We start from the raw sequence: 26,115 nt of genomic DNA, 5'->3' as shown, positions 1-26,115 counted from the left end.
GCCGGGCTCGCCGGCCGCAAGGAATTGTCACAGCGTCGGGTTGGTCTCCGACCCGCGCCGGTGGGCTCTCCCGTCGAACACGGCGATGGCGGCCAGGATCACCCCGGCCGAGGCCGCCACCGCGACCGGCGGGAGCAGCACCATCGGTAGCGCCGCCACGATCAGCACCGCCGCGCCGACGTACAGCATCCGGCAGCGTGGCGCGTATCGGCTCTCCTTTTCCAGGAAGCTCCGCCCGATCAGGAACAGCACCGGGCCACCGAACATGATGACGACCAGGGCCCAGTCGATCGGCGGGTGCGGGTCCTCGATGACCTGCCCGAAACCGACCGCCGTACAGATGATGCCGCCGACGATGATCAGCAGGCTGTAGCTCGCCCACCGCGACAGCTGGATGCCCTGCCCGCCCGGGGTAGCGGCCTGACCGGATCTGACGTGGTAGAAGTAGATTCGCCAGAACGAGACCGCCGTCGCGAAGGCGGCGACGAGGGTGACGACCCCCGGCATGGTGAAGCCCGGAAAACTGACAGCGGCACCGGCCTCGAGCACCACCTCGGCGAGAGCGATCATGAAGAACTGGTTGTACCGCTCGGCGAGGTGCACCTGCGAGATGACCACCCGCGCCCTGCTGAACAACCTCGTGCCGAACGACGGCACGGACCAGCTCGTGGCGGCACCGGTGAGCTCGATGGCGAGAGCGAGGGTCCAGAAGATGCCCCGACCGAGGCCCCCGCTGATGCCGCCACTGATCCAGAGCACGCCGGAGGCCGCGTGCCAGGTCAACACCCGGGCCGCGAACGCCCCACCCGGGTGGCCCCGCAGGGCGAGCGTCAGGAAGAGCGGCCGGCCGATCTGGATCAGGACGTACGTGCAGGAGAACACCACGCCGCGTTTGCCGAACGCCTCCGGCAACGAGACGGCAAGCACCAGCGTGCCGAACATCGTCGCCAGCAGGACGGCCTGGAGGTCCGGTCGGCGCGGGTCGTAGGTGCTGGCCAGCAGGGCGTTGAGCGACCAGATCATCCACATCGCCGTGAAGAACAGCACCGTCTGGCCCGCCTCCGACAGCAGCGTGTGCCGGACGATCGTCAGGTCGTCAGCCACCCGCCCGGCGAGGCGGGCGAGGGCGAAGACGTAGACGATGTCGAACAGCAGCTCCAGGACGGTCGCCGAGTCGGGGCTCCGGCTGTCGCCGAGCCCAGGCGGGAACCTGGGGCGCGTCAGCACGGACGGCGGGACAGCTCAGCCGGCCGGTGCCGCCGGCACCGGTCCGCCGAGGCGGTGACGGTCTCCGGCGACCTGCTCCGCTGCCATCGTCCCCGAACCCTTTCGCCGACCGTGCCGCCTGACGCCTGTCCACATACTTTATCCGGATATATGAGAGTCCTCGTGGTTATGCCGGATACCCCCATCGGCGGTACGGGCCGGCGCCTCCCGGCCCGTCCCACCCCCGGTGCGGGCGATCATTCGTGCCGTCACCCCCCGGTACGCGCGCGGATCGACGGGGAGCAGCCACTGCCGGGCCCGGGTCAACGGACCGACGTTGAGCCCCAACTCGTCGAGCACCTCGTCAATGTTGTGCATCGAGAACGGAATGATGTTCGTGCCCCGGGCGTGCCGCCCGTTGGTGCGCTCCGCCATCCAGGCCAGCCGGACGCGCACCTCGTCACGCATCTGGGCCTCGGCCGGCAGGGTGAGCCCACCCCGCAGGTACGCGGCCGTCCACACCGCCGCCATCTCCGCGCTGAGCGGGCTGAAGAACGACGAGTTGTAGCCGGCGAACGTCAGCCGTGGTACGCCGATCGGCAGGATCTGGCGGTAGAGCTGGAAGTTGCCCGCGTCGTCCTGTAGCCGAGCGTGCAGCACGTCGTCGAAGAACGGCACGTGCTGTCGGAAGCCGGTCGCGCAGATCACCAGGTCGGCCGGGAGCACCGTGCCGTCGGCCAGGCGCGCGGCCGGCCGGCCATCGTCGGCGACGAGCAGTTCGGTGATCACCTGGTCGCGGTGCACGGCGATCCGACCGTCGGCGACGCGCTCGAAGAAGCCCTCGGTGGTGAGGCTCACCGTGCTACGGGCGATGTCCTCGAAGCTGCCGTTCGGCACCAGACCCAGCTCACGCAGCCTGAGTTGCCTGGTCGCGACCGAGCCGACGCTGTCGATCAACCGTTGGCGCAGGCCGTTGCCCGGACCGTGCAGGAACCGCTCGAAGCCCTTCAGGTCGAGGTAGCGGAACAGAGCCTCACCCATCCGGGTGAGCAGCAGGTACTTGTAGTTGAGCGCCCCGCCGAGCTTGCGGGGCATCTTCCAGAGCAGTTCCCGGGCCACCACGTGGGTCTGCGCGGCGAGGTCGCTCAACGGGACCGCCACGTCGCAGGCCGACTTGCCGTACCCGACGACGAGGACGTTCCTGGCGCGGGCCACCTCGATGTCGTGCAACTCCCCCGCGGCCAGGACGCGCCCACCGGCGGCGGCGAAGCCGGCGTGACCGTCGAACGACGGCACCACCGGGTCGGAGAAGATGCCGTTGGCGACGACCAGGTGGTCGTACCGCTGCACGGTCACCGGCTCCTGGGCGCCCGTCGGCCGCGACGTGATCAGCCACCCGGTGTCGTCGTTGACGAGTTCGGCGAAGGCAACCTCCGTGGACAGGCGCAGCACGCTGGCGAGCCCGAACTTCCGCACGTAGCTCTCCAGGTACCGCTGCACCTGCTCGCCCGAGGGCCACTGCGGATAGTCGGCGGGCATCGGCAGGTCGGACAGGTGGTAGGTGCCCTTGTTGTTCTGCGTGTGCAGACCGGGATAGCGCCGGGTGCGACTCCACACCCCACCGACGTCGGGCGCCTTTTCGAGCACTGTGACGTCGAATCCGCTCTGCCGCAGCACCTTCGCTGCGCTCAGGCCGGCGAATCCGGCGCCGACGACGGCAATCCTCATGGCATCCTCCGAAGCGCGGGAACCACTGCGGCAGCGGTGGTGAGCGCACGCTAGCGAGCGGGCCGCGGCTGTCGCTATCCGCTGCGCGCGAGGGGTGTCCGCAACGCGCAGCCGACCGGCCCGTGTCGGGTGCACGGCTTTGCGACACCGTCCGTCCCCGTCCCGCCTTATCGTCGGCGCACCAGGACGCCCCGGGAGGTGTCGGATGGATGCCGTGACGGTCCGGACGAACGACGTCGATCAGGCCCGTGCCGAGGTCGGCAGGGTCTTCTGTCCGCACCAACTCACTCCGCAGGCGGGCGTGCGCGGCGTCCAGCTGCGGATGGCGGCCCGCCGGGTCGGCGGGGTCGGGGTCATCGATCTCGACTACGGGCAGGCGGTACGAATCCAACCCCCGGCCCTGGAGAGCTTCTATCTCGTCCAGGTCCCCCGGGCCGGCAGCACTGTGGTCCGGCACTCCGGTCACACAGTGACCTCGACCCCCGACGTCGCCTCGGTCCTGTCCCCGTACGACCCCTCGGACATGCGCTGGTCCGCGGGGTCACCACATCGGATCTTCTACGCCGAGCGGCGGGCCGTCGACCGGGAACTCACCCGCCTCCTGGGTCGCCCGGTGGACGAGCCGGTCCGCTTGGACCTCGGCATGATCATGACTACGCCGACCGCGCGGGCTTGGGCGCGCGGTGTGGCGTTCCTCGCCGACGAGCTGGCCCAGCCGACGGACGCGTCGCTGTTCGACCACCCGCAGGTCGCCGCCCGTTTCGAGCAGGGGCTCATCGGCCAGCTGCTGCTGGCACACCGGCACAGCCATTCCGACCTGCTCGCCGGCCCGGGCCGGCAGACCAACCCCGGGCGGCTGGTCCGCCGGGCCTGCGCCCTGATCGCCGACCACCACGGCGAGGCACTGACCGTCGGTGATGTCGCCGAGGCGCTGCGGGTGAGCGTACGAACGTTGCAGGACTGCTTCCGGCGCGAGTTGCGGACCACCCCGACGGCGTACCTGCGGGCCTGTCGCCTCGACGCGGCGCACCGATCGTTGCGGGCGGCCGAGCCGGGTGTCTCGGTGACGAGCGTCGCGCTGCGCCACGGGTTCGTACACCTCGGTCGGTTCTCCACCGAGTATCGGGCGCGATTCGGCGAGGCGCCGTCCACGACCCTGCGGCGCTGAGCGGAACACGGTCGACGACGCGCGGCGTGCCGCTGTCAGTTCACGGAACCGACCTCAAGATAGGCACGCAGGGCGCGGTACGCCTCGTCCCGGCCGACACGACCCCGAGACGTGTCGTCCTCCGCCGAGAATCGGCAGGCGATCTCCAACGCCGCCTGAACGCTCTCCGCCACGTCGGGGTGCTCGCGGGCGAGGTGCACAAGTGTCTGCCCGGCGGCGCTACGAACGTCGGCGCTCTCATCCTCGATAAGCGCTTGCAGCGCGGTCCGGACCTGCGGCGTCGGTTTCGATTGCCGCAGGGCGTCGGCCGTGATTCGCCTGATGAGCGAGCTCCTGTTGGTGGCGGCCAACTCGATGGCAGCGGCGGTCACCTCGTCGCTCAACGGCCCGAAGGTGGCCAGGGCCGCCACCACCGACGCACGAACGACGCTCTCCGCAGTGGAAACCGCCAGGTTCACCGCTGCCACCTTCGCCTCTTCGGGCCACCGGCCGGCGTCGGTCACCGCTCTCAACGCCCGGACCCGCAGCTGCGGCTCGGCGTTGGAACTCGCCAGGTGCACCGCCGCGGCGGTCGCCGCCTCGGTCAGCTCCTCGGCAGCGGCCAGCGCTTCCACCGCCCGCACCCGCACGACCAGACTTCGATCGGTAGCGACCACCCGCTCGAGAGTGCTGGCGACCCGTTCGGTAATTCCCCGACCAACAGCCAGTTCCTCCACCGCCTGGAGTCGCACGTCCACATCGACAGCGGTGGTCGCCAGTTCGACGAGGGCACTGATCACCGCCTCGTTCCGCCTCCCGCCGGCGGCCAGTGCCTTCACCGCCTCCCTCCGGACGCTTGGTTCACCGGTCAGATCCATCGCCGTCGTGATCACCACCTCGGAGAGCACCCCACCGGCAGCGAGTGCGCGCACCGCCCTGAGGCGTACGCCCGGATCCACGTCGGTCGTGACCAGCCCGACCAGGGCCGTGACTGTCGCGTCGTCGAGGGTCTGACCAGCCGCCAGCGCATGGACCGCCCACAGCCGGATGCCGAGGTCGGCGCCGGTGGTGGCCAGGTCCACCCCGGCGGTGATCACCGGCTCGGTCAGGGCCCCAGCGGCGGCAAGCGTCTGCAGCGCCCAGAGCCGGACACTCGACTCCACATCCGTGGTCGCCGACCAGGTGAGGGCCTCGATCGCCGTGCTCGTCAACGGTCCGCCAGCGGCCAACGCCCGCACCGCCCACGATCGCACGCCCGGATCCGCGGCGGTGGTGGCCAGCCCGGCGAAGGCAGTGGTCAGGGCCTCGTCCAACGCCTGAGCAGCGGCGAGCGCGGTCACCGCCCGAATCCGGGTGCTCAGCTCCTCGCCGGTGGTAGCGAGATCCACCGCGGCGGCGATCACCGGCTGAGTCAGTGCCCCGACAGCGGCCAGGTCTTCCACCGCCCGGACCCGCACGTCCGGATCCGGATCGGTGGTGGCCAACCCGACCAGAACGCCGATCACCCGGTCGGTCAACCGCCCGGCATCGGCAAGCGCCTGCACCGCCCGGACCCGTACGCCCGAAGTCACGTCGGTGGCCAACCCGATGACCGAGGGGATGACCGCGTCGCTCAACTCGCCGGCGTCGGCGAGCGCCCGCACCGCCCGGACCCGTACGCCCGGACTCACGTCGGCGGTGGCAAGGTCCTCCGCGGCGGCGATCACCTGCTCGGAGAGCGCCTCACCGGCGATGAGTGCTTCCATCGCCCGCATCCGCAGAACCGGATCGTCAGCGGTGGTGACCAGCTCCCCCAGCGCCGCGACGACCGGCGGGGGGAACGAGGCGAGCGGGGCGACTGTCACCGCCAACTGGCAGAACTGTTCCGGCGCGGTGCGGCTGGCACTTACGGCACGGTCACCCAGGGCTTGCAGGAGGCGACTAGTGGCCCTGGTCGTGCCGAGCATGGTGAGGTGCTTGGCCAGCGCCGTCCGATAGCTGGCGAAGCGACACCGACTCGTCGGGTTGAGCCACTCGTCGAGTGCCAGGTTGACCACGGCGTCGATGGTGGCTGTCTCCACCGGAATGTCATCGGCCAGGACTCGCAGCATGAACAGGAAATCCCTCCCCAGCAGCTCCTCGTACGGGCTGGGGCTGCCGGCGGCCGGGTGGATGGCTTCGGCCACCACCGACTCCACCTGTTCGGCGTAATCCTTGCCGATCAGACCGAGCGCCAGGAGGATCGGTTCCTCGTACCGGGGGTCATGCAGTCGACGCCGGATACCCGAGGTTCGTTCACTGGCGGCGCCCCGAAAGGCGAGGGCACGGCCCGTGTAGTACTCCTCGAAGGTCAGGTGGGAGAAGCCGTAGCGCCTCGGTGCGCGTTCCACCACCAGCCCGGTGTGACGGTCGGCCTTGTCGATGAACCTCATGACGCCAAGACCCGCATCCGTGTTCATCGGATCGGCGGCCGTCAGGATGGACGGATCCCAGGTGACCCCGTGATGGGCGGCCCAGAGCGGCCCGAGGACCTCCAGTAGTTCACGCACTGTCGCCGAGCCCTCGGGGCGGTGCTCGTGCATCCACGCGGCCATCTCGGTGAGCCAGCGGGTAAGCATGCGTTCGTCGGGCAGGTCGGCCGCTGCCACACCGCGCACGGTGCGCCAGGTCAGCCCCAGCGCGTTGCACACCTCGATGTACGCCTCGATTCGTCGGTGCGGTAGTCGGCCGCTGGCCCGGTGGACGAGCACCAGGGCGGTCAGTAGCAGCGGATTCACCGCCAGGCGACGCACACCGGGATTGCCCTGCAGCGCCTGCGTGATCGCCGCGGCCTCCCGCAGTCCGATCTGACGGGCCGCGGACTTGGACCTGCTCGGCGCCTCGGCCCGTTCCACCTGCCAGCAGTAGCTACTGAGAAACGTGGCGATCGTGGGATCGTCCATGTCCAGTAGCCGGACCGCGTGAAAGGGTTTCGGCAGTGGCGCCGCGAGGTAGCCGGAGATGCGACTGGTCACGATGAAACGGTTGCCCGGCCGCGAGTGCGCGGTGACGAAGTTCGCCACAGCGGTGACCACGCTGCGGCGCTGGTCGGCCGAGGCGATCTCGTCCAGACCATCGAGCAGCACCAGGCAACTGCCATCGGCGAGCCGCTGGCGCAACAGGTCGCCGAGGCCTGTCGCACCGCACTCAAGGCCCTGGAAATAGTGCGGCAGGAACCCGCTTATGCCGGTGGTCAGCCGGTCGGGCCACAACGCGTAGTCACCCACCGGAAGATAGATCGGAAACAGTGGCGCCTGCCCGTCCACTGTGCTGTTCGTCGCCAACGCCCGGCCGTGCGTCAGGGCCAGATAACTCAGCAGTGTGGTCTTTCCGCTGCCCGGTTCGCCCAGGACGAGCAATTGCTTGGTGGTACGTACCGCGTCCAGTACGGGCATTGCCTGCTCGGTCGGCCCGGAGTTGTGCGGGGAAGGATCGCGACCGTACTGCATCTGCAACCGGTCGATGGCGGCCTCGAAGGCGAGATCGTCAAGATCGGCGGACTTCAGCCTGGTCTGCAACTTGTCACGTTCCGCCTCGAACCAGGCCCGCGCACGGTCCCCCGGATGCCGGTCGGGCCGGGCCTGCAGACCAACGAACACCTGCTCCAACGGCAGTTGCACGATGGTGTTGCGCACCACCCCCGCCGTCCCGACATACTGGTGTCGATCAATGAGCCAGCGTAGATACCGGGTCTCGTCCTCGGTCGTGGCGGGCGCCGCTCCGAGCGCCGTCGCTATTCGGCCCGCAGCAACCGCCGTAGCCGCGACATCGGCCCGGCCGAGCACGTCGGTCAGCACGGGCTCCTTGAGCACCTCGGTCGTCAGGTTGTCGAGCAGAGCCTTGAAGGCGGGCCGCAGTTCCGCGATCTGTTCCCACCGCGCATCGTCGGACGAGGAGCGGCCGAGGGAGTCGATGAGGCGTTCAGCGAGCCTGGTTGCCGACGGCTGAGCTCCCGGAACAATCGCCTTGGCAAGCTCGACAGCCCCCTCGAGTTCCAAGAAATCCGCATTGACGTCATAATCCGCGAGCCGACGTCCGTGCCTGGCCTGGGTCGCGGCGAATGCCCGCTGGAGCGCGCGTTCCAGCGCCTTCTGCTCGCGAAAGCCGGTGATCCGAGTCCGCAATCCCGCGACGGCGGCACCACTCAGCTCTTTGCCCACCTGCGCCATGATCGCCTTGGCGAGCGCCGACAGCACATTAGACGACAGCGGTTCCATGGCCCGGGAGTGTATCGCCCGAATGCGAAGCAAGATCAGTTTCGGTTACACGGAAAACTGCTCCTTATCGCGAAACTCCACGTGGTCCCGCCACGAGTGACGCGGCGCGTATCCCAGCACCCGGCGTGCCTTGTCGATGCTGAGCAGGGTCTCGTGCTCGGCCAACTCCTTGCGGACCTCGACGCCCGGGTAGACCTCGGCGAGCAGGCTGGCACTGGACCTGCTCATGACGGTGTCGGCGTTGGCGATGATGAAGACGTCGGCGCCGGGCCGGTCGTGGGCGAGCGCACGCTCGACCGCCTGGGCCCCGTCGCGGGCGTCGACGTAGCCCCACAGGTTCCACCGGCGTAGCTGCGGGTCGGCGTCGAACGAGGGGAACGGCGCGTAGTCCTCGACGTCCATCACGTTGGAGAAGCGCAGACCCACCATGACCAACTCCGGGTCCCAGCGGCAGAAGTGCCGCGCCATCTCCTCCTCAAGGGCCTTGTTGAGCGAGTACGTCGACTCGGGTCGCGGCGCGTACTCCTCGTCGACTGGCGCGTACGGCGGTGGGGTGTCGAACGGCAGCCCGAGCACCGTCTCGCTCGACGCCCACACCACCCGCTTGATCCCGGCCGCCCGAGCCGCGGCGAAGACGTTGTACGTGGCGGCGGAGTTGTTCGCGAACGTTGTCGCGTTCGACATCAGCCCGGGGGCCGGGACCGCGGCCAGGTGCACTATCGCGTCGATGCCGCCCGCGTGTTCGTCGGCGCCCCCAGTGAACGCCTCCACCACCTGCCCGTAGTCGGTCAGGTCGACCTGGAGAAACTCACAGTCGACGTCCCGGGGGTCGCGGCCTCCGGCGCGGTCCACCGCGAGCACGTCGACACCCACGGCGTGCAGGTGGGCGACCACGGCGCGGCCGAGCTTGCCGGTGGCTCCGGTGACGACGACACGCCTGGGCAGTGCGGAATCGCTCATGCCCACATCTTCTCCGGCGTGGCGCGGCACCCCGCACGCGGGTGGAGCACACCGGCGATCGAGACCGGACTGCTCCCCGTCGGAACCTGTACCCCCAGGGGGAACGTCGAACGGTGATGACCCGACGCCTACTGCTCTGTGCGGTCCTCCTCCTCACCGCCTGCTCTGACGGACCGGCAGTCCGGCCGCCGACCGGCACGGACACCGTGATCGCTGTGGTCGACCGGCGCGGCGGTTTCGCCGCCTCCGCCGAGCAGTGGGCGCTGCCGGCGCTCACCCTCTACGGCGACGGCACCGCCGTGACGCGAGGTGACGACCGGGGTGCGCTGCTGACGGGGCATCGCCGGACGCTCTCGACGGCACAGATCGACGCGCTGTTCCGGCGGGCGGACGACGCGGGCATACTCACGGACCGCGACTACCCGCAGGACGTCACCGACGCGGCCACACTCACCGTGCGGCTGACCACTACCGGCGGCGCGTACGAGACGACTGTCACGCAGCCGTCGCCCGGCGAGGGCGGTGACCGTGGTGAGGTGATCGCGTTCGCCGAGGCCGCGGCAGCCTCCGGTGTCGACGCCGGAGAGTACCTGCCGCAGCGGGCGACGGTGCTGGTTGTCGCCGACTCCGAGGACAACTCCGACGTACGGCCCTGGCCGCTGGACGTGCCCCTGTCCGCGATGGACGGCGCACCCCAGCGGCCCTGCCACGTGGTCGACGGCGCGACGCTGGCACCGCTGCTGGCCGAAGCCGGCGCGGCGCGGCGCGAGACCCGATGGCAGGCTGAGGGACACCGGGTACGCCTGGTGGTCCGACCGCTGCTGCCGCACGAGCGGAACTGCGCGGACCTCGACTAGGCGGAATCACGGTACAACTCTGGGAGTCAGCGCGATCATTACATCCCACGGTGACCGGGACGTAATGTGCGTAACGTGCAGGGGTAACCCTGACGCGACGAGGAGAGACTTCATGTCCAAGCCACCGCTGCCCGAGCCCGCGATCGCCATGCTGCAGAAGCCGAATCCGGCCGTCATGACCACCCTGCAGGCGACCGGTCAGCCGGTCTCTGCCGCCACCTGGTACCTGTGGGAGGACGGCCGGATCCTGGTGAACATGGACGCGGGCCGCCGCCGGCTGGACCACGTCCGGAACGACCCCCGGGTCTCCCTCACGGTCCTGGACGAAGCGGGCTGGTACACCCACGTCAGCATCATCGGGCACGTCGCCGAGCTGCGCGAGGACGAGGCCCTTGCCGACATCGACCGGCTGTCCCGGCACTACACCGGGAACCCGTATCCACGGCGGGAGCGCGCTCGGGTCAGCGCCCTGATCGAGATCGACCGCTGGCACGGCTGGGGCTCGCTCAAGGACAACAGCCAGGTCGGTTGACCAATCAGCCCGGCCGGCGGCACCGCCGGCCGGGCATGTGGCCGGACGCTCTTGACCCCGGACTGTGATCGGCTTAACTTCATCAATCAGATAAGTCTCTTTACTAATTCTGCTTGATGCCTCGTGGGAGTGTGCCGATGCGACCATTCCGCCACCGCCGTCTCACCGCCGTCGTCACCCTGGCGGCCCTGCTGTTCGCCGCCGCCCCGCCCAGCGCCGCGAGCGCGGGCGACAACCAGCAGCGCCGCGCCGGTTACCACCGGGTTGGCTACTTCACCCAGTGGGGCATCTACGGTCGGGCCTTTCCGGTCAAGAAGCTCGACACGTCCGGGGCGGCGAGCCGCCTCACCCACGTCAACTACGCCTTCGGCAACATCAGCGAGGACGGCCGCTGCTACCTGGACGGCGGGCCGGGCGAGGGCGACGCCTGGGCCGACTACCAGCGGCCCGTCCCGGCGGAGGAGAGCGTCGACGGCGTCGCGGACGCCCCGGGCCAGGCCCTCAACGGCAACTTCGGCCAGCTCGCCAAGCTGAAGGCCAAGTATCCCGACCTGAAGGTGCTGATCTCGCTGGGCGGCTGGAGCTGGTCGACGTACTTCTCGAACGCGGCCCGCACCGACGCCTCCCGCAGGGCGTTCGTCGCGTCCTGCGTCGACCTGTACCTCAAGGGCAACCTCCCCGGCAGCCCGGGCGCCGCAGCCGGCGTCTTCGACGGCGTCGACCTCGACTGGGAGTGGCCCAACTGGGCGGGTGAGCCCGGCAACGTCGTCCGCCCGGAGGACCGGGAGAACTTCACCAAGCTGCTTGCCGAGTTCCGTCGGCAGCTCGACGCGTACGGGCGCACGACCCGGTCACACCACCCGCTGACCGCGTTCCTGCCCGCCAACCCGGCCACCATGGACGCCGGCTACGAGGGCCGCAAGATCTTCAAGTACCTCGACTTCGCCACTGTGCAGGGGTACGACTTCCACGGCGGCTGGGAGTCGGTGGCCAACCAGCAGTCGGCGCTGCGCGTACCGGCGGGATCACCGGACAACCCGGACTTCTCCGTCGAGGTGGCCATCGACGGCTGGATCGCCCGCGGCGCGCCGCGCGACAAACTCGTGCTCGGCATCCCGTACTACGGCCGGGGCTGGACCGGCGTCACCGGCGGCGGCAACGGCCTGTTCAAGCCGGCCACCGGGCCCGCGCCGGCCACCTTCGAGCCCGGCTACGAGGACTACAAGAAGCTCAAGACCCTGGCCGACAACGGCTACACAGTGCACCGCGACCTGCGCGCCGGGCACGCCTGGTTGTTCGACGGTACGACGTTCTGGACGTACGACGATCCGGCGGTCGTGTTGCAGAAGGCGCTCTACATCCGTCGGGCCGGTCTGGCCGGCGCGATGATCTGGTCATTGGACGGAGACGACGACAACGCCACATTGACCAGAACCATCGGCCTCGGCCTCACGACCTGGTAGCTCCACCCCACGCGGCTCCCCTGATCATGTGACGAAAACAGGTGTCAGAGGCGTCTCCGCCCTCCTTTTCATCACGTGCTCACGGGAGCCGCTCCTTTTCGGGGGTGACCGCGCGCACCGCCGCGTCGATGAGCGCGGTCACCTGGTCCATGTCCCGCGCCTGGCGGACGTCCACATCGGCCGTCCACCCGTTGGGCCGGGCCAGCCGCACCGTCACGTCCTCCCGGCGGTGGATCAGCCAGTTGGCGATCGCCTGCACCAGCACCATGGCGGCGCCCGCGTCGTCGACCGCCACCCGCAGCGGGTCCGTGCCGTCGATCGACGACTCACCGGCCGGCGTCGAGGTCACCCCGTCGCGCAGCCGGTCCTCGGCACGCAGCCAGGACGCCAGAGAGCGCCGAGCGTCGGCGGACGGCAGGTCCGAATGGACCGAGAGCATGATCATCTGTGGCACGTGCTCCACCTCCCCAGACGACGACAAGCACCTGCCACCATCCTGCCAGTCCGCGTCGGAACCGGCACGCCGAGTAGTCACCACCGTCGATCGGAGCTTGACCTCCTGTCGGCCGCTTCATAGGCTCCGGCCACTGCGAGGTCTTCCCCGAGAAGGGCATCCGAGACATGACCCCATCGATGCGCTCGTCCTGGACGGCCCCGTCGAGACGGCTGGCGGGGGCCGCCACTATCGCGCTCCTACTCGGCCTGGCTCCCCTGCTCGGCGGCACCCCGGCCGCGAGCGCCGCACGGCCCGCACCCTGCGCCGACGACCCGACCGCACGGTTGGGCACGGTGCCCGCCCCGGAGACCGTGTTCGGCTTCCCGCTCGGCGCGGGTCAGCAGCGGGTCGTCACCAACGAGGAGGTCCGCGGCTACCTGACGGCTGTCGACCGCGCCTCGGACCGGGTCGTCACGGGGGTCCTGGCCACCAGCGTGGCCGGCCAGCCCCTGCCGTACGCGGTGGTGTCCAACGAGCGCCACGTGCGACCGGCCGCCCTGCGAAAGATCGCCGACGACGTACGGGACCTGCGTGACCCACGCCGGACCAGCGCACGGACGGCCGCCCGGACGGCCAAGGACAGCCCGGCCATCGTCTGGATCACCGCGAACGTGCACGGCGGCGAGAAGAGCGGCACCGACGCGGCGCTCAAGACGCTGTACGAGTTGGCGGCGGGCCTGTCCTGCGAGGTCGCGCGGCGCAACGACAACCTGGTCACCGTCATCGTCCCCACCCAGAACCCGGACGGCCGGGACGCGACCCGGCGGCAGAACGAGTTCGGCTTCGACCTGAACCGGGACTGGTTCGCCCGTACCCAGCAGGAGACCGACGGCAAGCTCGAACTGCTGCGCCGCTACCCGCCGCAGGTGTTCGTCGACGCCCACGAGATGGGTGGCCGGCAGTACTTCTTCCCGCCCAACGCCGACCCGATCCACCACGAGATCGCCGGCGAGGCGGTGGACTGGATCAACCGGATCGGCGAGGCCAACAAGGCCGGCTTCGGCTACCAGGGCGCCTGCGACGAGACAGTCACCACCGAGTGCTACTTCAACTACGACACGTACGACATGTTCTTCATGGGTTACGGCGACACAGTGCCGACCACCGGCTTCGGTGCGGCCGGCATGACGTACGAGAAGGGCAGCGCGTCGGCGGTGGCCGACCGGGTCCAGCAGCAGTTCCACACCCAGTGGTCGACGTTGGGGTGGGCCGCCGCGAACAAGCGCGAGGTGCTGGACGGCTACTTCGACATCTGGACCGACGCGCTCGCCCAGGGCCGGGCGGGCACCCTCGAACCGAACGAGGTGGTGCAGCCCACCAACGCTGTCCAGTTCCCCGTACCGGACATCAGGATCCGCTCGTACTTCCTGCTGCCGGACCGGCAACTCGCCGACGTCCGCCAACTCGTCGAACGGCTGCGCCGGATGGACGTCGAGGTGTACGAGGTGCAGAAGCCGACCCGGGTGCCGACCGCGCGGGTCTTCGGCGGGCGAACCGCCACGAACGTGACAGTGCCGAAGGGCGCGTACTGGATCCCGATGGACCAGCCGCAGAAGCACTGGATCCAGGCCGTCATGGGCGAGGACCCGTACACGCCGTTCCCCTACTTCTACGACGTGTCGTCCTGGAGCAACCCGCTGCTGATGGGGGTCTCCGCCATCTACACAGGTGACAACGTCCGGCCGAAGGCCCGGCTGGTCCGCGCGATCTCCGGTGGACGCAGCGCCCCGGCGTGGCCGTGGGGCTCGTACACGTACCCGCTCGACTCGGCAGCCGCCGCGGAGCTGACGTTCAGCCTGCTCGGTCGCGGCGTCCCGCTGGTGCGGGACCTGGACAGCAACCGGGTGGCGGTGCCGGCGAAGAAGCTGACCCGGGAGATCGACCGGCTCGCGGCCTCGCTCGGAGTGAGCCTGGCACCGAGCGGGCCAGCCACCGGCACGCCGGTGCACCTGCCCGACGTGGGCCTGTTCCAGGGCACCGGCATCTCCACCACGTCGGGTTCCCACGGTGAGGCGCGCTACGTGCTCGGCAAGCGGTGGGGGCTGGACCTCACGCCGGTCACCACCGCCGACATCAACGACAACACCGCCGCGTTCACCGGGCGTACCGTGCTGGTGGTGCCGGACGGCAGCAGCCCGACCGGCGGTCTGACCGCCGCGGGCCAGGCCAACCTGCGCGAGTGGATCGCCCAGGGCCACACCTACGTCGGGCTGCGCAACGAGGGCACCCGGTTGGCCCGCGCCGCCGGGCTCACCTCGACCACCGAGAAGACCAAGCCGGCCGACTATCTGGTGATCGGCTCACACCTGCGGGTCGACGTGGACACCGCCAGCCCGGTCGCCCTGGGCCGACCGGCGGAGGACTTCGAGTTCAACAACAGCGACCCGATCCTCACGCCCAGCACCACCGGGACGAACGTGCTCAGCTACCCGACGGGTGACACGTTCTGGGCCAACGGCTACACCGTCGGCGCGGACACCCTCAAGGGCACGGCGGCGGTGGTGGACGAGCCGACCGGAGCCGGTCGGGCGGTGCTGTTCGCGTTCAACCCGCTCTTTCGGGCGTACAACGAGAATGGTCTGCACCTGGTGGCCAACGCGTTGCTCTACCCGGCCGGCGCGACGCCGGACGCCCGGCGCGCGGCCGGGGTCGACGCGGCGCGCGCCAGCGCCGCCGCCGCGCCGGTGACGCCGGACCTCGGCGGCGGCTGGCGACCGATCACCATCCAGGTCGCGGCGGCGGACCTGCCGCGCGCCCAGGCGATCGTCGGACGCTTCACCGCCGACGCGAAGGCGTCCGCGAAGGACGATTCGGCGTACGTCGTGATCCCGAACCCGCGAGGGCTCCAGGCCGACGAGCACCCGTTCGTGAAGGATCTGGTACGCGCGCTGCGCGACGCCCGAGTGCCGCTGCGGTCGGTGGTGGGCTGACGTAGCCCTCTGTACGCCGAAGCGCCCGTCCCCGACATGGGGACGGGCGCTTCGTCGTGCGCGCGGGTGCGGGAACTATGCGGCGAGTCGACGGAAGACCTCACCACACACGTCGACGCAGAACGCCAGCACGACGTCGGCCGTCCGCACCCCGGCCGTGCTGAACAGGAAGACCTCGCGGTCGACGCGGTCGACCGACTCGGTCCACGGGGCGGCCGTCAACGCCTGCTCGAAGAAGTCGTTGCCTGGGCGGGACAGACCGAAGACGGCCAGCTTCCCGTCGTCGAAGCTCAGCGTCCACTCCCGGCCGTCCCTGGTGGAGACGGCCAGATAGCCCGGCAGGTCCTCCAGCGCCGGGTCCTGCGGCAGGCGCGCGGCGGCCTCGGCCACCACGGGCGACCCGGCCAACGCGTCACCGTCGAAGACGTCCCAGCCGTCGACGCGCTGCGGCTCGACACCGTCGACGGCGTAGCCAGGGCGGGACCGTTGCCACCAACTCATGGTTCTCACTATCGGGTAAGGGGGCCACGACGACGTCGCCCCGGACTGGCGCGGCCCCCTGCCCCCGGCACCGTCGCCGGGATCGAGGCCGGGAGCCGGCCGGCCCGACGAACGGGCCGGCCGGCCACCCGACGGCAGCGTCAGCCTGTCGCGCACACGGTCTACCCGGCCCCAGGTGGCAGTCGATGCCGGTACGGTGTTGCCCGCCATCACGAGAACGACCGGGGGTGGGTGTTGGTCTACCAGATCCAGTTCGAGGGTGAGATCCGCGCAGCCGAGCTGCGGCGGTTTCTCGCGGACAACTACGGCATCGCGCCCGCGGCGATCTATGTCGGGCGCATCGCGGACCGTTCGGCTGACGACCCGCGACCCGTCGCCATGTTCACGCCGCCCGAGGACGACGAGGAGTTCGGCTGGGTGCTGATCGGCGACACCGAACTCGCCGACGCCACCGGGCTCGGCGAACGCGAGCTGGCCGTTGCGCTGGCCCGCGCCTTCCGGATCCGGGCGCTTGTCGACGACGGCAGCTTCTATCCCGACAGGTGGCTGCTGGTCAGCACCGACGGCAGCACCGGCCGGGTCCGCACGGACGAGGACGCCGCGGCCGACGGCAACCTGCGGATCCTGTACGCACTCGAACCGATACGTGGCGAACCCCAACTCGCCGTCGTGCCACCGCGGGACTGGTCCCGCGATGGTGACTGACCGGCCGGCTGGCCCCGCGCGAACGGGCCAGCCGGCGCACCACGCCGCGGTCAGCCGCTCGCGCAGACGGTGCCGTTGAGGGTGAACGCGGTGGGCAGCACGTTCGGCCCGCTGTACGCGCCGACGAAGCCGGCGCTCACGCTGCTCCCGACGGCGATCTGCCGGTTGTCGTCGGTGGGCGTGACCCGCACGCCGGTGCCGGTCTGCTCCCAGGTGGCGCTCCACCCGCTGCTCACCTGCTGCCAGCCGGTGGGCCAGGTCCAGGTGAGCGTCCAGCCGTTTATCGGTCTGGTCCCGTTGTTGACGATCTCGACACCACCGATGTAGCCGTTACCCCAGTCGTTGGCCGTGGTGAACCGGACCGTGCACGCGCTGGTGGCGGGACTGCCGGTGGCGAAGGTGAGCGGTGGTGAGGCCCAGGACACCCGGCCGGCGGTGTCGCGGGCCAGCACGTTCACCGTGTATCTGCTGCCCGGCACCAGGTTGCCGACAGTGAACGAGGTGCCCGCCGTCTCGCCGAGTTGCTCGCTCACCGCGCCGTTCTGCCGGTACACCTCGTACTTGGCGATTGGGCTGCGGCCCGGGGTGGCTGCCGGCCAGGAGATCGTCGCGGCCCGGTCGGTGACGTCACTGGCGGTGGGCTGGCCCGGCGCCGAGGGCAGGCCGGCGGTCGCGCCCGCCGGGCGTAGCACGAGCGTCGTCAGCGAGTACGCCGGCAGCGTCCGGCTGGTCGCCGAGCCGGACTGGCTGGTGGCGATGCCGGTGGCGCCGTTGCTGAGGGTGGCGACGGTCGGCGCGGCGGCGGACGGGGTGAACCCTGCGTAGTCGATGGTGACGTCATGCGCCGCGTCCGGGTCCTTGTTGACAAGCAGCACCGCGAGGTCGCCGTTGCCGCGGCGCACGGCGTGCGCGGTGACCAACGGCTCGTCGGTGCCGGCGCGGATGAACTGGTCGCCGGTCTTCGCGAAGAGCTTCATCATGCTCAGCCCGTAATACGGCGCGAACGGTGTGTTCAGCGGCGGCTGGCACACCGACCCGTCCTCGGTGCAGGCCCCGCTGGAGAGCAACCCGAAGTCGCCGTAGTCGGTCTGACCGGCCACCTGCGTCACGGTGCCCATGCCGTTGTGCACGTTCCACCACTGGGCGGTGAAGACACCGTTCTCCAGCAGCCCGCTGTAGACGTCGGCCAGGAAGAGCGCGGCCGGTTGGGTGGTGCGGCCGACGTCGACGTTCAACTCGGTGAAGCTGATGCCGATGCGCTCGGCGTCCGCGCCGGCGTACCTGGCGAGTTGCTGCCGCAGCAGGTAGGTGGCGTCGGGGAGATGGTTGACGCGGGCCAGCGACTCGGCGGCGGTGCCGCCCGGGTACCAGTGCACGTCCACGAAGTCGATCTTCGGGCCGGCGATGGAGAGCACCGTCTGGTTCCACGGGCCCGGGTCACTGCCGGCGGTGATCCCGTCCGGCCAGTTGCCCGGCATGGTCAGCACCGCGCCGACCTTGACGCTCGGGTCGACCGCCTTCATCGCGTCGGCGTACTCGACGACAAGCCTCGCGTACTGTGTCGCGCTCTTGTCCGGATGGTCGTCCGCCTCCCAGGCGGACCCGTAGTGGCCGTTGCCGTAGTTCTCGTTGCCGACGGTCCAGTACCGCGCCCCGTAGCCCTTCGTCACGTTGGCGTATCGCACCCAGTCAGCCGCCTCGGCGGGTGTCCCGGTGCCGTAGTTCGCGATGATCATCGGTTGCGCGCCGACCCGGCGCACCGCCGCCATGAAGGTGTCGAAGTCGGTCCCCGGGGCGACGTAGCCGCCGGGCGCGGTGTGGTCCTTCCAGTGGTAGATGTCGGCGTACGAGCCGCCGGGGTAGCGCATCATCTGCACACCGGCGTCGCGCAGCAGGTCCGACGTTTGCGTGGTGCCCAGGTTCTGGTCCCAGATGGCGTGGTTGACACCGAGCGCGGTGGCAGGCACTGTCGCCAGCCCCGCGCGGGCGTTGACGGTCACGGTGACCGGGTCGGGAGCCGCACTGGCCGTCGGTGGGTTGATGCCGGCGAGCGCGGTCGCGGCGAGCAGCGCGCTGGCCACCACTGACGCGCGCCTCGTCTGGTTCTGCATGGGCTGGGGTTCCTTTGCGGGAGTGGGTGCACGGATGGCTCTCGGCGGTCCATCGCTCGTCGCACCGTCCCCCAGCATCCGTGCCGGATCCTGGTTGCCCATCGGACGGACATCGGCCCCGCACGTGGCCGCTCATCGACGCACAAGAATGTCACGGGCGGCTCGGGAATCTCAAGCCCGCGCCTGTCGACACGTCATACGTCACTGCTTGACGAACGGCATGTTATCGCTCACAGTCGATGTCGAGGCGAACGGCGTTCGCGGCTCGCCGGGAGAGCCCCCGCCGGTCGGCCTCGGCGAGACGACGTCCCCCGGGCAGGCGGGCGTCGCACCAGGACCTGACCGCGGCTGCCGACGACGCGCGGCGGACGACGCGCGTCCGCACCACCACCAGATCACCTCGTGCTGGCGCCGAGTCCCCGACCCAGCACAAGAGGAAGCGCCGATGAAATCAAGGATCGCACTGCTGGCCGCCGCGCTCGCGACGGCCCTGGCGACGATGACGGCCGTGGTCACGGTCGCCACCCCAGCGTCGGCCGCGACGCTCACCCAGGTGACGAACTTCGGCACCAACCCGACGAACCTCCAGATGCACCTGTACGTGCCGGACCGGGTCGCGGCCCAACCGGCCCTGCTCCTGGCCCTGCACTACTGCACCGGCAGCGGCCCGGCGGTGCACTCCGGTTTCGGGCTCAGCTCCCTCGCCGACCGGTACGGCTTCATCGTGATCTACCCGTCGGTGACCCGGAGCAGCAAGTGCTGGGACGTGTCCTCCCCGCAGGCGCTGCGGCGCGACGGCGGCAGCGACCCCGTCGGCCTCAAGTCCATGGTCGACTACGTCCGGGGCCGCTACCCGGTCGACGCCAACCGGATCGCCGTCGGCGGGTTCTCCTCCGGGGCGATGATGACCAACGTCATGGTCGGTCTCTACCCGGACCTGTTCAACGCCGGGTTCAGCTCCTCCGGGGTGCCGTTCGGGTGCTTCGCCACCACCAACGGCGCCGAGTGGAACAGCGAGTGCTCCGGCGGGCGCATCGTGCGGACCCCGCAACAGTGGGGCGACCTGGTGCGCAACGCCTACCCCGGCTACACCGGCAAACGCCCCCGGGTGCAGATCTGGCACGGCACCACTGACACCACGCTGAGCTACGTCAACTTCGGTGAACAGATCAAGCAGTGGACAAACGTCACCGGCGTGTCCCAGACCCCCGCCTACACCGACTCGCCGCAGGCCAGCGCCACCCGTACCCGCTACGGGGGCACCGGCGGCACGGCACCCGTGGAGGCCATCAGCTTCCAGGGGTACGGCCACTCCATCCCGTTCGACGCGGCCCAGGCCGTGCGGTTCATCGGTTTCGACGGCACGAGCCCCACCACACCGCCGCCGAACCCGACAACCCCGCCACCGGGCGGCACGGCCGGACCGCTGCGCAACGTCAACGCCGGTCGCTGCCTGGACGTCCCGGCGAGGTCGCAGACGAACGGCACCCAGGTGGCGTTGTGGGACTGCAACGGCGGCACCAACCAGCAGTGGACGCCGACCGCCGCGAGACAACTCCAGGTGTACGGCACGAAGTGCCTGGATGCCGAGGGCGCGGGGACCACGTCGGGCACCCGGGCGATCATCTGGGACTGCAACGGCGGCACCAACCAGCAGTGGAACCTCAACACCGACGGGACGGTCACCGGCGTGCAGTCCGGCCTGTGTCTCGCACCCAACGCCGCCGGCACCGCCAACGGCGCCCAGCTGGTGCTCTCGACCTGCAACAGCTCGAACAGCCAGCGGTGGACCAGAGGCTGACGCGTTTACCGACGTCGACGTACCCCGTTTGGTGTTCGGCCGGCCGGTGGCCCGGCTCGGGAAGGATCCCGGGCCGGGCCACCGGTCTGGTCGTGGCCGCCGTCCGCGCGGGGCGGCGGCACCCGGGCTCAGCGGTAGCCGGCGACGGTGATGTTCGCCTGTACCGCGTTCTCGGTAGCGTCGGACGGGTAACCCGCGACCATCGCGCCCTCGTAGAAGGTGCCGACGCTCTGGTTGGAGTCGAGGGGGTGTGGTTGGTGGGTGTGCCTCAGCCCGGGTGGTGTCCCGCTGCTCGGGCCCGGACTCTGAGCAGCGGGACCACCAGACGCGACCCGGCCACCTGGCCGGGACCGATGGCTCCCGGTAGCCGTCCCGCGTCGGCCACGTCCCCACCCGTCCGCCCCACGCCGCCGTCGGCTGCTCCGGACCAGGAGTCACCGCTCTCGCGATTGCCCGGAGCCAGTCGAGAATCGACGACTGTCCGTCACGTTAGCGCTAACAGGACACGTATGTCCATAGACGATGATCAGTGTCTGAGGGGGTCAGTCGGTCAGCCGCAGCAGGTGCCGGCCAGGGAACGGGCGGCCGTGCTCCCGCTCCCACGTCCGCAGGTGCCGCTCCCGGTCCGGCGCGGCCGGGGCGAGGAATTCGAAGTACGCGAGGATGACCGTCCGAGCCTCGTCGACCGAGTAGGTCGTCCCCGACCGGACCGGCCCGCAGCTCACCACAGTGACACCGGCCGAGGTGCAGCGGACCACCGACGAGTTGCCCTCGAACTCCTCGCAGGCGGAACGCCCGGACGCCGCGTCGTCGATGCACTGGAGCAGTTCGAGGCAGTCCGGGGCGTAGTTCTGGACATCGCTGGTGAGCTGCGAGGCGAGGTCGCGGAAGCGCCGATCACCGCTGATCATGCTGGCCGCACCGTACTGGTTACGGCCGAACTCGACGAGCCCCATCGTCAGCTCCCCATGCCCCACGAAACCCCGGCGATGTCAGGGGAGCCTAGTCGGCGTCACGACCCGGACTGCCCCGACGGTGCCGGCCGCCGTGGCGGTGCGGCACTGTCGCGCACGATGAGCTCGGTGGCGAGTTCGACCCGTGGGCTTTCGGTCTTCTCTCCCCCGGCGAGTCGCAGCACGGTCCGGGCGGCCAGCATGCCCATCTCGGCCAGGGGCTGACGAACTGTGGTGAGCGGCGGTGAGCACCACCGGACCTCCGGCAGGTCGTCGAAGCCGACCACGCTGATGTCGTCGGGCACCCGCAGCCCGCGTTTGCGGACCGCCTCGTAGACGCCGAGCGCCATCTGGTCGCTCGAGGCGAAGATGGCGGTGGGCGGGTCGGGCAGGGCCAGCAACTGGGTACCGGCGCTGAAGCCGCCCTCGTGGTAGAAGTTGCCCGGACGGATCAGGTCGTCGTCGAGGGGAATGTTCGCGGCGCCGAGGGCGGCCCGGTAGCCGTCCATCCGGGCCCGGCTGCACATCAGGTGCGGTGGGCCGGCGATGAAGCCGATGCGGCGGTGGCCGAGGCTGATCAGGTACTGGTTGGCGCTCAGGCTGCCGGCCCAGTTGGTGGCGCCGATGGTGGGTGACTCCTGCGGGTCGACGCCGGCCGGGTCGATGATGACCACCGGCAGGTGCAGGCGGCGCAGTTCGGCCTGCAACGGCGGGTTCACCATCGAGGTCACGAAGATGATGCCCTCGGTGGAGCGGGTACGCATGTTGTCGAGCCACTGCTTGGCCGAGGAGATGCGCCAGTGGATGGCCGACACCACGGTGCCCACGCCGCTGGTCTGGCCGACGTCCTCCACCCCACGGATGATCTCCACGGCCCACGGGCTGTCCAGGTCGTTGAAGACCAGGTCGATGAGAGCGGCGTCGGTACGCCGGGCCGGTGACCGACGTCGGTAGCCGTGCCGGTTGAGCAACGCCTCGACGCGTTCCCGGGTGTCCGGGGCGACGTCGGATCGTCCGTTGATGACCCGGGAGACCGTGGGCACGGAGACACCGGCCAACCGCGCGATCATGGCGATGGTGACGTTTCGGCCGTTCTCCGTGCCCACGGTTCCTCCCTTCGTCGTGCGGGCAGCGTCAGGTCTGCTCGCGGTGGTGCGATGTCACCCCTTGACGCTGCCGGTCAGACCGCCGATGAGCTGCCGTTCGGCCACGGCGTAGAAGCCCAGGGCCGGCAGCATGGACAGCACCACGTACGCCAGCACCCGTGCGGTGTCGTCGGCGTACTGCCCCTGGAACGCCTGAACTCCGACGGGAAGCGTCCACCAGCTCTGATCGCTGAAGACGACGAGCGGGAGCATGAAGTTGTTCCAGCTGGTGACGATGGCCAGCACCGATACGGTGGCCAGGGCCGGACGGGCCATCGGCAGCAGGACTCTCCAGAAGAACCCGAAGGCGCTACAGCCGTCGAGGACAGCTGCCTCCTCGACCTCGGCCGGGATGGTCCGGAAGAACTGGCGCAGGATGATGATGGTGATCGGCAGCCCGAAGGCGGCCTGGGGCAGGATGACACCGAGCGGATTGTCCAGCAGGCCCATACCGCGCAGCAGGACGAACAGCGGCAGGATGGCCACCGCGAACGGGAACATCAGACCGATAGCGAACAGGGTCACCAGGAACTCGCGACCCCGGAAGGCGTAGCGAGCGAAGACGAATGCGGCCATCGCCGCCGCTCCGACCACGATGAAGGTGCTGCTCACGGCGATGAGGAGACTGTTGCCGAGCTGCCGCCAGAACACGCCCTCGCTGAGGATCTCGAGGTAGTTCCACACCCAGGGATCGGGCCAGCCCAACGGATTGGTGGACAGCTGGCCGTTGTCCTTGAAGCCGCCGAGCACGCCGAAATACACCGGCACGACGATGAGCGTGCCGACGGCGATGCAGACGAGGTGCAGGACGACGCTGCGGGTCCGCTGGACGCGACTCGTCGTGGCGGTCATCGCTGGCCTCCCTGGGTGGTGACCGCGCCCGCGGTGTCGCGACGCAGCACGATGCGTTGGTAGAACAGTGCGAAGACGAGGCTCAACAGGAACATCACGATGCTGATGGCGCTCGCGTAGCCGACCTCGAAACGTTTGAAGCCGAACTGGTACATCGTCACGGCCAGGGTTTCCGAGGAGTGGATCGGGCCACCACCGGTGAGCACCCAGACCATGTCGAACAACTGGACGGTGCCGATGACGGACAGGAAGATGCTGATCCGGATCGTCGGGCCGAGCAGGGGCAGGGTGACGTGCCGGAACGCCTGCCAGGCGGTGGCGCCGTCGGTGAGCGCGGCCTCGGACAGCTCCTTGGGGATGCCCTGCCGGGCGGCCAGGAACAGCATCATGTAGAGACCGAAGTACTTCCAGGACACCACCAGGAAGACGGCGTACAGCACGGTGTCCGGGTCGGCGAAGACGGTGCCCGCATCAGAGCCCAACCACCGGGCTACGCCCTCGCCCAACCCTCGGTTCGGAGAGAACACCAGGGTGAACAGCACGGCCGTGGTGACCTCGGAGAGCACGTACGGGGCGAAGAAGATCAGCCGGTACGCGGCGCGACCCCGCAGTGGCTGGTTGAGCAGCATGGCCAGGGCCAGCGCGACCGGCAGCTGCACGACCAGGGACAGCACCACCAGCACGAGGCCGCGCCACAGGTCGCCGCGGAAGGTCGGGTCGCCGAAGGCGCGGGTGTAGTTGTCCAGCCCGATGAAGTTCTCGGGCAGTCCGAAGCCGTTCCATTTGTAGAGGCTGGCGTAGCCGGCCACCACGATGGGGGCGAGGACAAGGAGCACGAACAGCGCCAGGGCAGGCGCCAGGAACACGGCGAGGACGCCACCCCGGCCCGGCCGGGGCTGGCGGCCACGCTTGCGCGCGGTGCCCGGCCCCGGTGCCGGCGGATCGGTCGCCGAGTCGCCGCGCCTCGTGTCCGACACGGTCGATGGCCTGGTCATGCCTGCTCCACTCGGGTTCTACGGCCGGCTACGGATGGATGACGGGTCACGATCAGACGGTCTTTGCCACCTGCGTGATGTCCTTGACGATCGCCGCCGGGGACTTCTTGCCGGCGATGATCTCCGCGACGCTGTCGTTGATCTGCTGCCCGAGTGCGGGCGCGTACGCCTGGTCGAGGTAGAGCTGAAAGCCGGTGTTCTTGGCCAGGGCCTCCGCGACGGCCTTGTTGTTGGGGTCGCTGATGGCCGAGGTGGCCTCGGTGACCGTCGGGTTCACCGCGTTGGTCTGCGCGGAGCGCTTCTGGTTCTCGACGCTGAGCAGGAACTTCAGGAAGTCGACGGTCGACGCCGGGGCGTCCTTACCGACGGCGAAGCCGTTGCCACCGCCGAAGACCTCGGTCGCGGCGCCCTTACCACCGTCCACGGAGGGGAACGGGAAGAAGCCGAGTTTGTCGCCGAGGCCCTTCTTGCTGGTGGAGCTGGACGCCTGCACCGCCGGCGCCCACTGCCCCATCAGCTCCATGCCGGCGTTGCCGTTGCCCATGGTGGCGGCCTGCCCGTCGGGCGAGCCGAACTCCGCGCCGAGGAAGCCCTTCTGGAAGGGTTGCAGGTCGACGAGTTCCTTCAGCCGCTCACCCGCGGCGACGAGGTCGGGGGTGTCGAAGTTCTTGCTGTCCACGGCCTTCTGCAGGGCGTCGACACCACCGATGCGCATCGCGAGGTAGGACCAGTAGAAGTGGGCCGGCCACTTGTCCTTGCCAGCGAGGGCGACCGGGGTGATGCCGGCGGCCTTGAGCTTGCGGACCGCGTCGAGCACGCCGTTCCAGGTGGTGGGGGTCTCGGTGATGCCGGCCCGGGTGAAGAGCTCCTTGTTGTACCAGAACCCGACCATGCCGATGTCGAACGGAATGCCGTAGACCTTGCCGTCGATGGTGTAGGGCTCCATCGCGGCGGGCAGAATGCCGGCGACCAGGTCCTTCGTGTCGTCGGTGAGGTCCTTGACCAGACCGGCGTCGACCTGCTGCTTGAGCACGCCACCACCCCAGGACTGGAAGAGGTCCGGCACGTCACCGGCCTGCGTGGCGGTGGTGAGCTTGGCCTTGAACGCCTCGTTCTCCAGGGGCTGGATGTCGATCGTGACGTTCGAGTGGGCGCCCTTGTACTCGTTGGCCATGGCCGCCCAGACCGGGAGCATCGGGTCGGTGTTCTGGATGTGCCACCAGTTGATGGTCTGCGGCGCGTTGGGGTCGCTGGACTTCTCGTCGCCGCTGCAGGCGCTCAGCAGGTAGGCGCCGGCGCCGGCACTGGCGAGGCCGAGCAGCGTTCGGCGGGAAAGGTGCGTAGTCATGATCCATCCCTTCGGGGACTCACTGGGTGCTCGGACGCCGGCCGAGCCGGCGGTGGGACTTATGGATCTCCGGAACTTTCATTGCTTCGCCGGTATTACCGGTCGATGGCCGGCACGCTACGAGCTGTGGCCGCAACGGTCAAGACCTCT

19 protein-coding genes and 1 pseudogene are annotated in these 26,115 nt (G+C 69.7%); 7 read left to right on the top strand and 13 right to left on the bottom strand.

Annotated elements, in window-relative coordinates; all coding sequences use genetic code 11:
• Positions 1 to 27 precede the first annotated feature (27 nt).
• Both AB0B86_RS11510 and AB0B86_RS11505 read right to left on the bottom strand, forming a co-directional pair.
• Positions 28 to 1,227 carry a low temperature requirement protein A gene (locus AB0B86_RS11510; protein WP_357401779.1) on the bottom strand — a complete coding sequence of 400 codons (1,200 nt, stop codon included), beginning with the start codon at positions 1,225 to 1,227 and terminating at the stop codon, positions 28 to 30.
• A gap of 138 nt (positions 1,228 to 1,365) precedes the next feature.
• Entirely contained in the window at positions 1,366 to 2,934 is a 1,569-nt protein-coding gene (locus AB0B86_RS11505) for an NAD(P)/FAD-dependent oxidoreductase (protein WP_357401781.1), read from the bottom strand.
• Positions 2,935 to 3,139: 205 nt separating this feature from the next.
• Between AB0B86_RS11505 and AB0B86_RS11500 the strand changes: the two genes are divergently transcribed.
• On the top strand, positions 3,140 to 4,102 hold the full coding sequence (locus tag AB0B86_RS11500; protein WP_357401783.1) for an AraC family transcriptional regulator: 963 nt from the start codon (positions 3,140 to 3,142) through the stop codon (positions 4,100 to 4,102).
• A 35-nt stretch (positions 4,103 to 4,137) separates the two neighbouring features.
• On the opposite strand, the gene AB0B86_RS11495 is transcribed toward AB0B86_RS11500, so the two are convergent.
• Positions 4,138 to 8,316 carry a HEAT repeat domain-containing protein gene (locus AB0B86_RS11495; RefSeq protein WP_357417592.1) on the bottom strand — a complete coding sequence of 1,393 codons (4,179 nt, stop codon included), beginning with the start codon at positions 8,314 to 8,316 and terminating at the stop codon, positions 4,138 to 4,140.
• A gap of 45 nt (positions 8,317 to 8,361) precedes the next feature.
• Positions 8,362 to 9,276 (bottom strand): NAD(P)-dependent oxidoreductase, encoded by a 915-nt coding sequence (locus tag AB0B86_RS11490; protein ID WP_357417589.1) that lies wholly within the window; start codon positions 9,274 to 9,276, stop codon positions 8,362 to 8,364.
• A 113-nt stretch (positions 9,277 to 9,389) separates the two neighbouring features.
• Here AB0B86_RS11490 and AB0B86_RS11485 point away from each other — a divergent pair, with 113 nt between their 5' ends.
• The 3 genes from AB0B86_RS11485 to AB0B86_RS11475 all read left to right on the top strand — a co-directional run bounded on the left by AB0B86_RS11485 (position 9,390) and on the right by AB0B86_RS11475 (position 12,128).
• Positions 9,390 to 10,133, top strand: a complete 744-nt coding sequence (locus AB0B86_RS11485) for a hypothetical protein (RefSeq protein ID WP_357417587.1) — start codon at positions 9,390 to 9,392, stop codon at positions 10,131 to 10,133.
• A gap of 112 nt (positions 10,134 to 10,245) precedes the next feature.
• Positions 10,246 to 10,665: a PPOX class F420-dependent oxidoreductase gene (locus AB0B86_RS11480; RefSeq protein ID WP_357401791.1), complete on the top strand. Its 420-nt coding sequence runs from the start codon at positions 10,246 to 10,248 to the stop codon at positions 10,663 to 10,665.
• A gap of 137 nt (positions 10,666 to 10,802) precedes the next feature.
• Positions 10,803 to 12,128 carry a glycoside hydrolase family 18 protein gene (locus AB0B86_RS11475; RefSeq protein WP_357401793.1) on the top strand — a complete coding sequence of 442 codons (1,326 nt, stop codon included), beginning with the start codon at positions 10,803 to 10,805 and terminating at the stop codon, positions 12,126 to 12,128.
• A 79-nt stretch (positions 12,129 to 12,207) separates the two neighbouring features.
• Here AB0B86_RS11475 and AB0B86_RS11470 read toward each other — a convergent pair whose 3' ends face one another.
• Positions 12,208 to 12,573 (bottom strand): hypothetical protein, encoded by a 366-nt coding sequence (locus AB0B86_RS11470; protein WP_357402389.1) that lies wholly within the window; start codon positions 12,571 to 12,573, stop codon positions 12,208 to 12,210.
• A gap of 176 nt (positions 12,574 to 12,749) precedes the next feature.
• Here AB0B86_RS11470 and AB0B86_RS11465 point away from each other — a divergent pair, with 176 nt between their 5' ends.
• Complete coding sequence (locus AB0B86_RS11465; protein WP_357401795.1) at positions 12,750 to 15,554, top strand: M14 family zinc carboxypeptidase; 2,805 nt, start codon at positions 12,750 to 12,752, stop codon at positions 15,552 to 15,554.
• A gap of 75 nt (positions 15,555 to 15,629) precedes the next feature.
• Here AB0B86_RS11465 and AB0B86_RS11460 read toward each other — a convergent pair whose 3' ends face one another.
• Positions 15,630 to 16,055 carry a hypothetical protein gene (locus AB0B86_RS11460; RefSeq protein ID WP_357401797.1) on the bottom strand — a complete coding sequence of 142 codons (426 nt, stop codon included), beginning with the start codon at positions 16,053 to 16,055 and terminating at the stop codon, positions 15,630 to 15,632.
• Between the two features lie 231 nt (positions 16,056 to 16,286).
• On the opposite strand from AB0B86_RS11460, the gene AB0B86_RS11455 reads away from it, so the two are divergent.
• Positions 16,287 to 16,760 carry a hypothetical protein gene (locus AB0B86_RS11455; protein ID WP_357417585.1) on the top strand — a complete coding sequence of 158 codons (474 nt, stop codon included), beginning with the start codon at positions 16,287 to 16,289 and terminating at the stop codon, positions 16,758 to 16,760.
• A 50-nt stretch (positions 16,761 to 16,810) separates the two neighbouring features.
• On the opposite strand, the gene AB0B86_RS11450 is transcribed toward AB0B86_RS11455, so the two are convergent.
• Positions 16,811 to 18,871 (bottom strand): cellulose binding domain-containing protein, encoded by a 2,061-nt coding sequence (locus tag AB0B86_RS11450; protein ID WP_357401801.1) that lies wholly within the window; start codon positions 18,869 to 18,871, stop codon positions 16,811 to 16,813.
• A 445-nt stretch (positions 18,872 to 19,316) separates the two neighbouring features.
• On the opposite strand from AB0B86_RS11450, the gene AB0B86_RS11445 reads away from it, so the two are divergent.
• Positions 19,317 to 20,672 (top strand): PHB depolymerase family esterase, encoded by a 1,356-nt coding sequence (locus AB0B86_RS11445; RefSeq protein WP_357401803.1) that lies wholly within the window; start codon positions 19,317 to 19,319, stop codon positions 20,670 to 20,672.
• A gap of 128 nt (positions 20,673 to 20,800) precedes the next feature.
• Here AB0B86_RS11445 and AB0B86_RS11440 read toward each other — a convergent pair.
• From AB0B86_RS11440 to AB0B86_RS11415, 6 genes and pseudogenes are all read right to left on the bottom strand, one after another.
• A pseudogene (locus tag AB0B86_RS11440) lies at positions 20,801 to 20,914 on the bottom strand (arabinofuranosidase catalytic domain-containing protein); the annotation flags it as partial.
• A 300-nt stretch (positions 20,915 to 21,214) separates the two neighbouring features.
• On the bottom strand, positions 21,215 to 21,628 hold the full coding sequence (locus AB0B86_RS11435; protein ID WP_357401806.1) for a hypothetical protein: 414 nt from the start codon (positions 21,626 to 21,628) through the stop codon (positions 21,215 to 21,217).
• A 56-nt stretch (positions 21,629 to 21,684) separates the two neighbouring features.
• Positions 21,685 to 22,731 carry a LacI family DNA-binding transcriptional regulator gene (locus AB0B86_RS11430; RefSeq protein ID WP_357401808.1) on the bottom strand — a complete coding sequence of 349 codons (1,047 nt, stop codon included), beginning with the start codon at positions 22,729 to 22,731 and terminating at the stop codon, positions 21,685 to 21,687.
• Positions 22,732 to 22,785: 54 nt separating this feature from the next.
• Positions 22,786 to 23,622 (bottom strand): carbohydrate ABC transporter permease, encoded by an 837-nt coding sequence (locus AB0B86_RS11425; protein WP_357401810.1) that lies wholly within the window; start codon positions 23,620 to 23,622, stop codon positions 22,786 to 22,788.
• Complete coding sequence (locus tag AB0B86_RS11420) at positions 23,619 to 24,617, bottom strand: sugar ABC transporter permease (RefSeq protein WP_357401812.1); 999 nt, start codon at positions 24,615 to 24,617, stop codon at positions 23,619 to 23,621. The genes AB0B86_RS11425 and AB0B86_RS11420 overlap by 4 nt, the downstream gene beginning before the upstream one ends.
• A 52-nt stretch (positions 24,618 to 24,669) precedes the next feature.
• Positions 24,670 to 25,965, bottom strand: a complete 1,296-nt coding sequence (locus AB0B86_RS11415) for an extracellular solute-binding protein (protein WP_357401814.1) — start codon at positions 25,963 to 25,965, stop codon at positions 24,670 to 24,672.
• Between the last annotated feature and the right edge of the window lie 150 nt (positions 25,966 to 26,115).

The organism is Micromonospora sp. NPDC049047 (genome assembly GCF_040649135.1).
Lineage (GTDB): Bacteria > Actinomycetota > Actinomycetes > Mycobacteriales > Micromonosporaceae > Micromonospora.
Note: the sequence above shows the minus strand (reverse complement) of the source record. Positions and strands in the feature narration are given on the sequence as shown.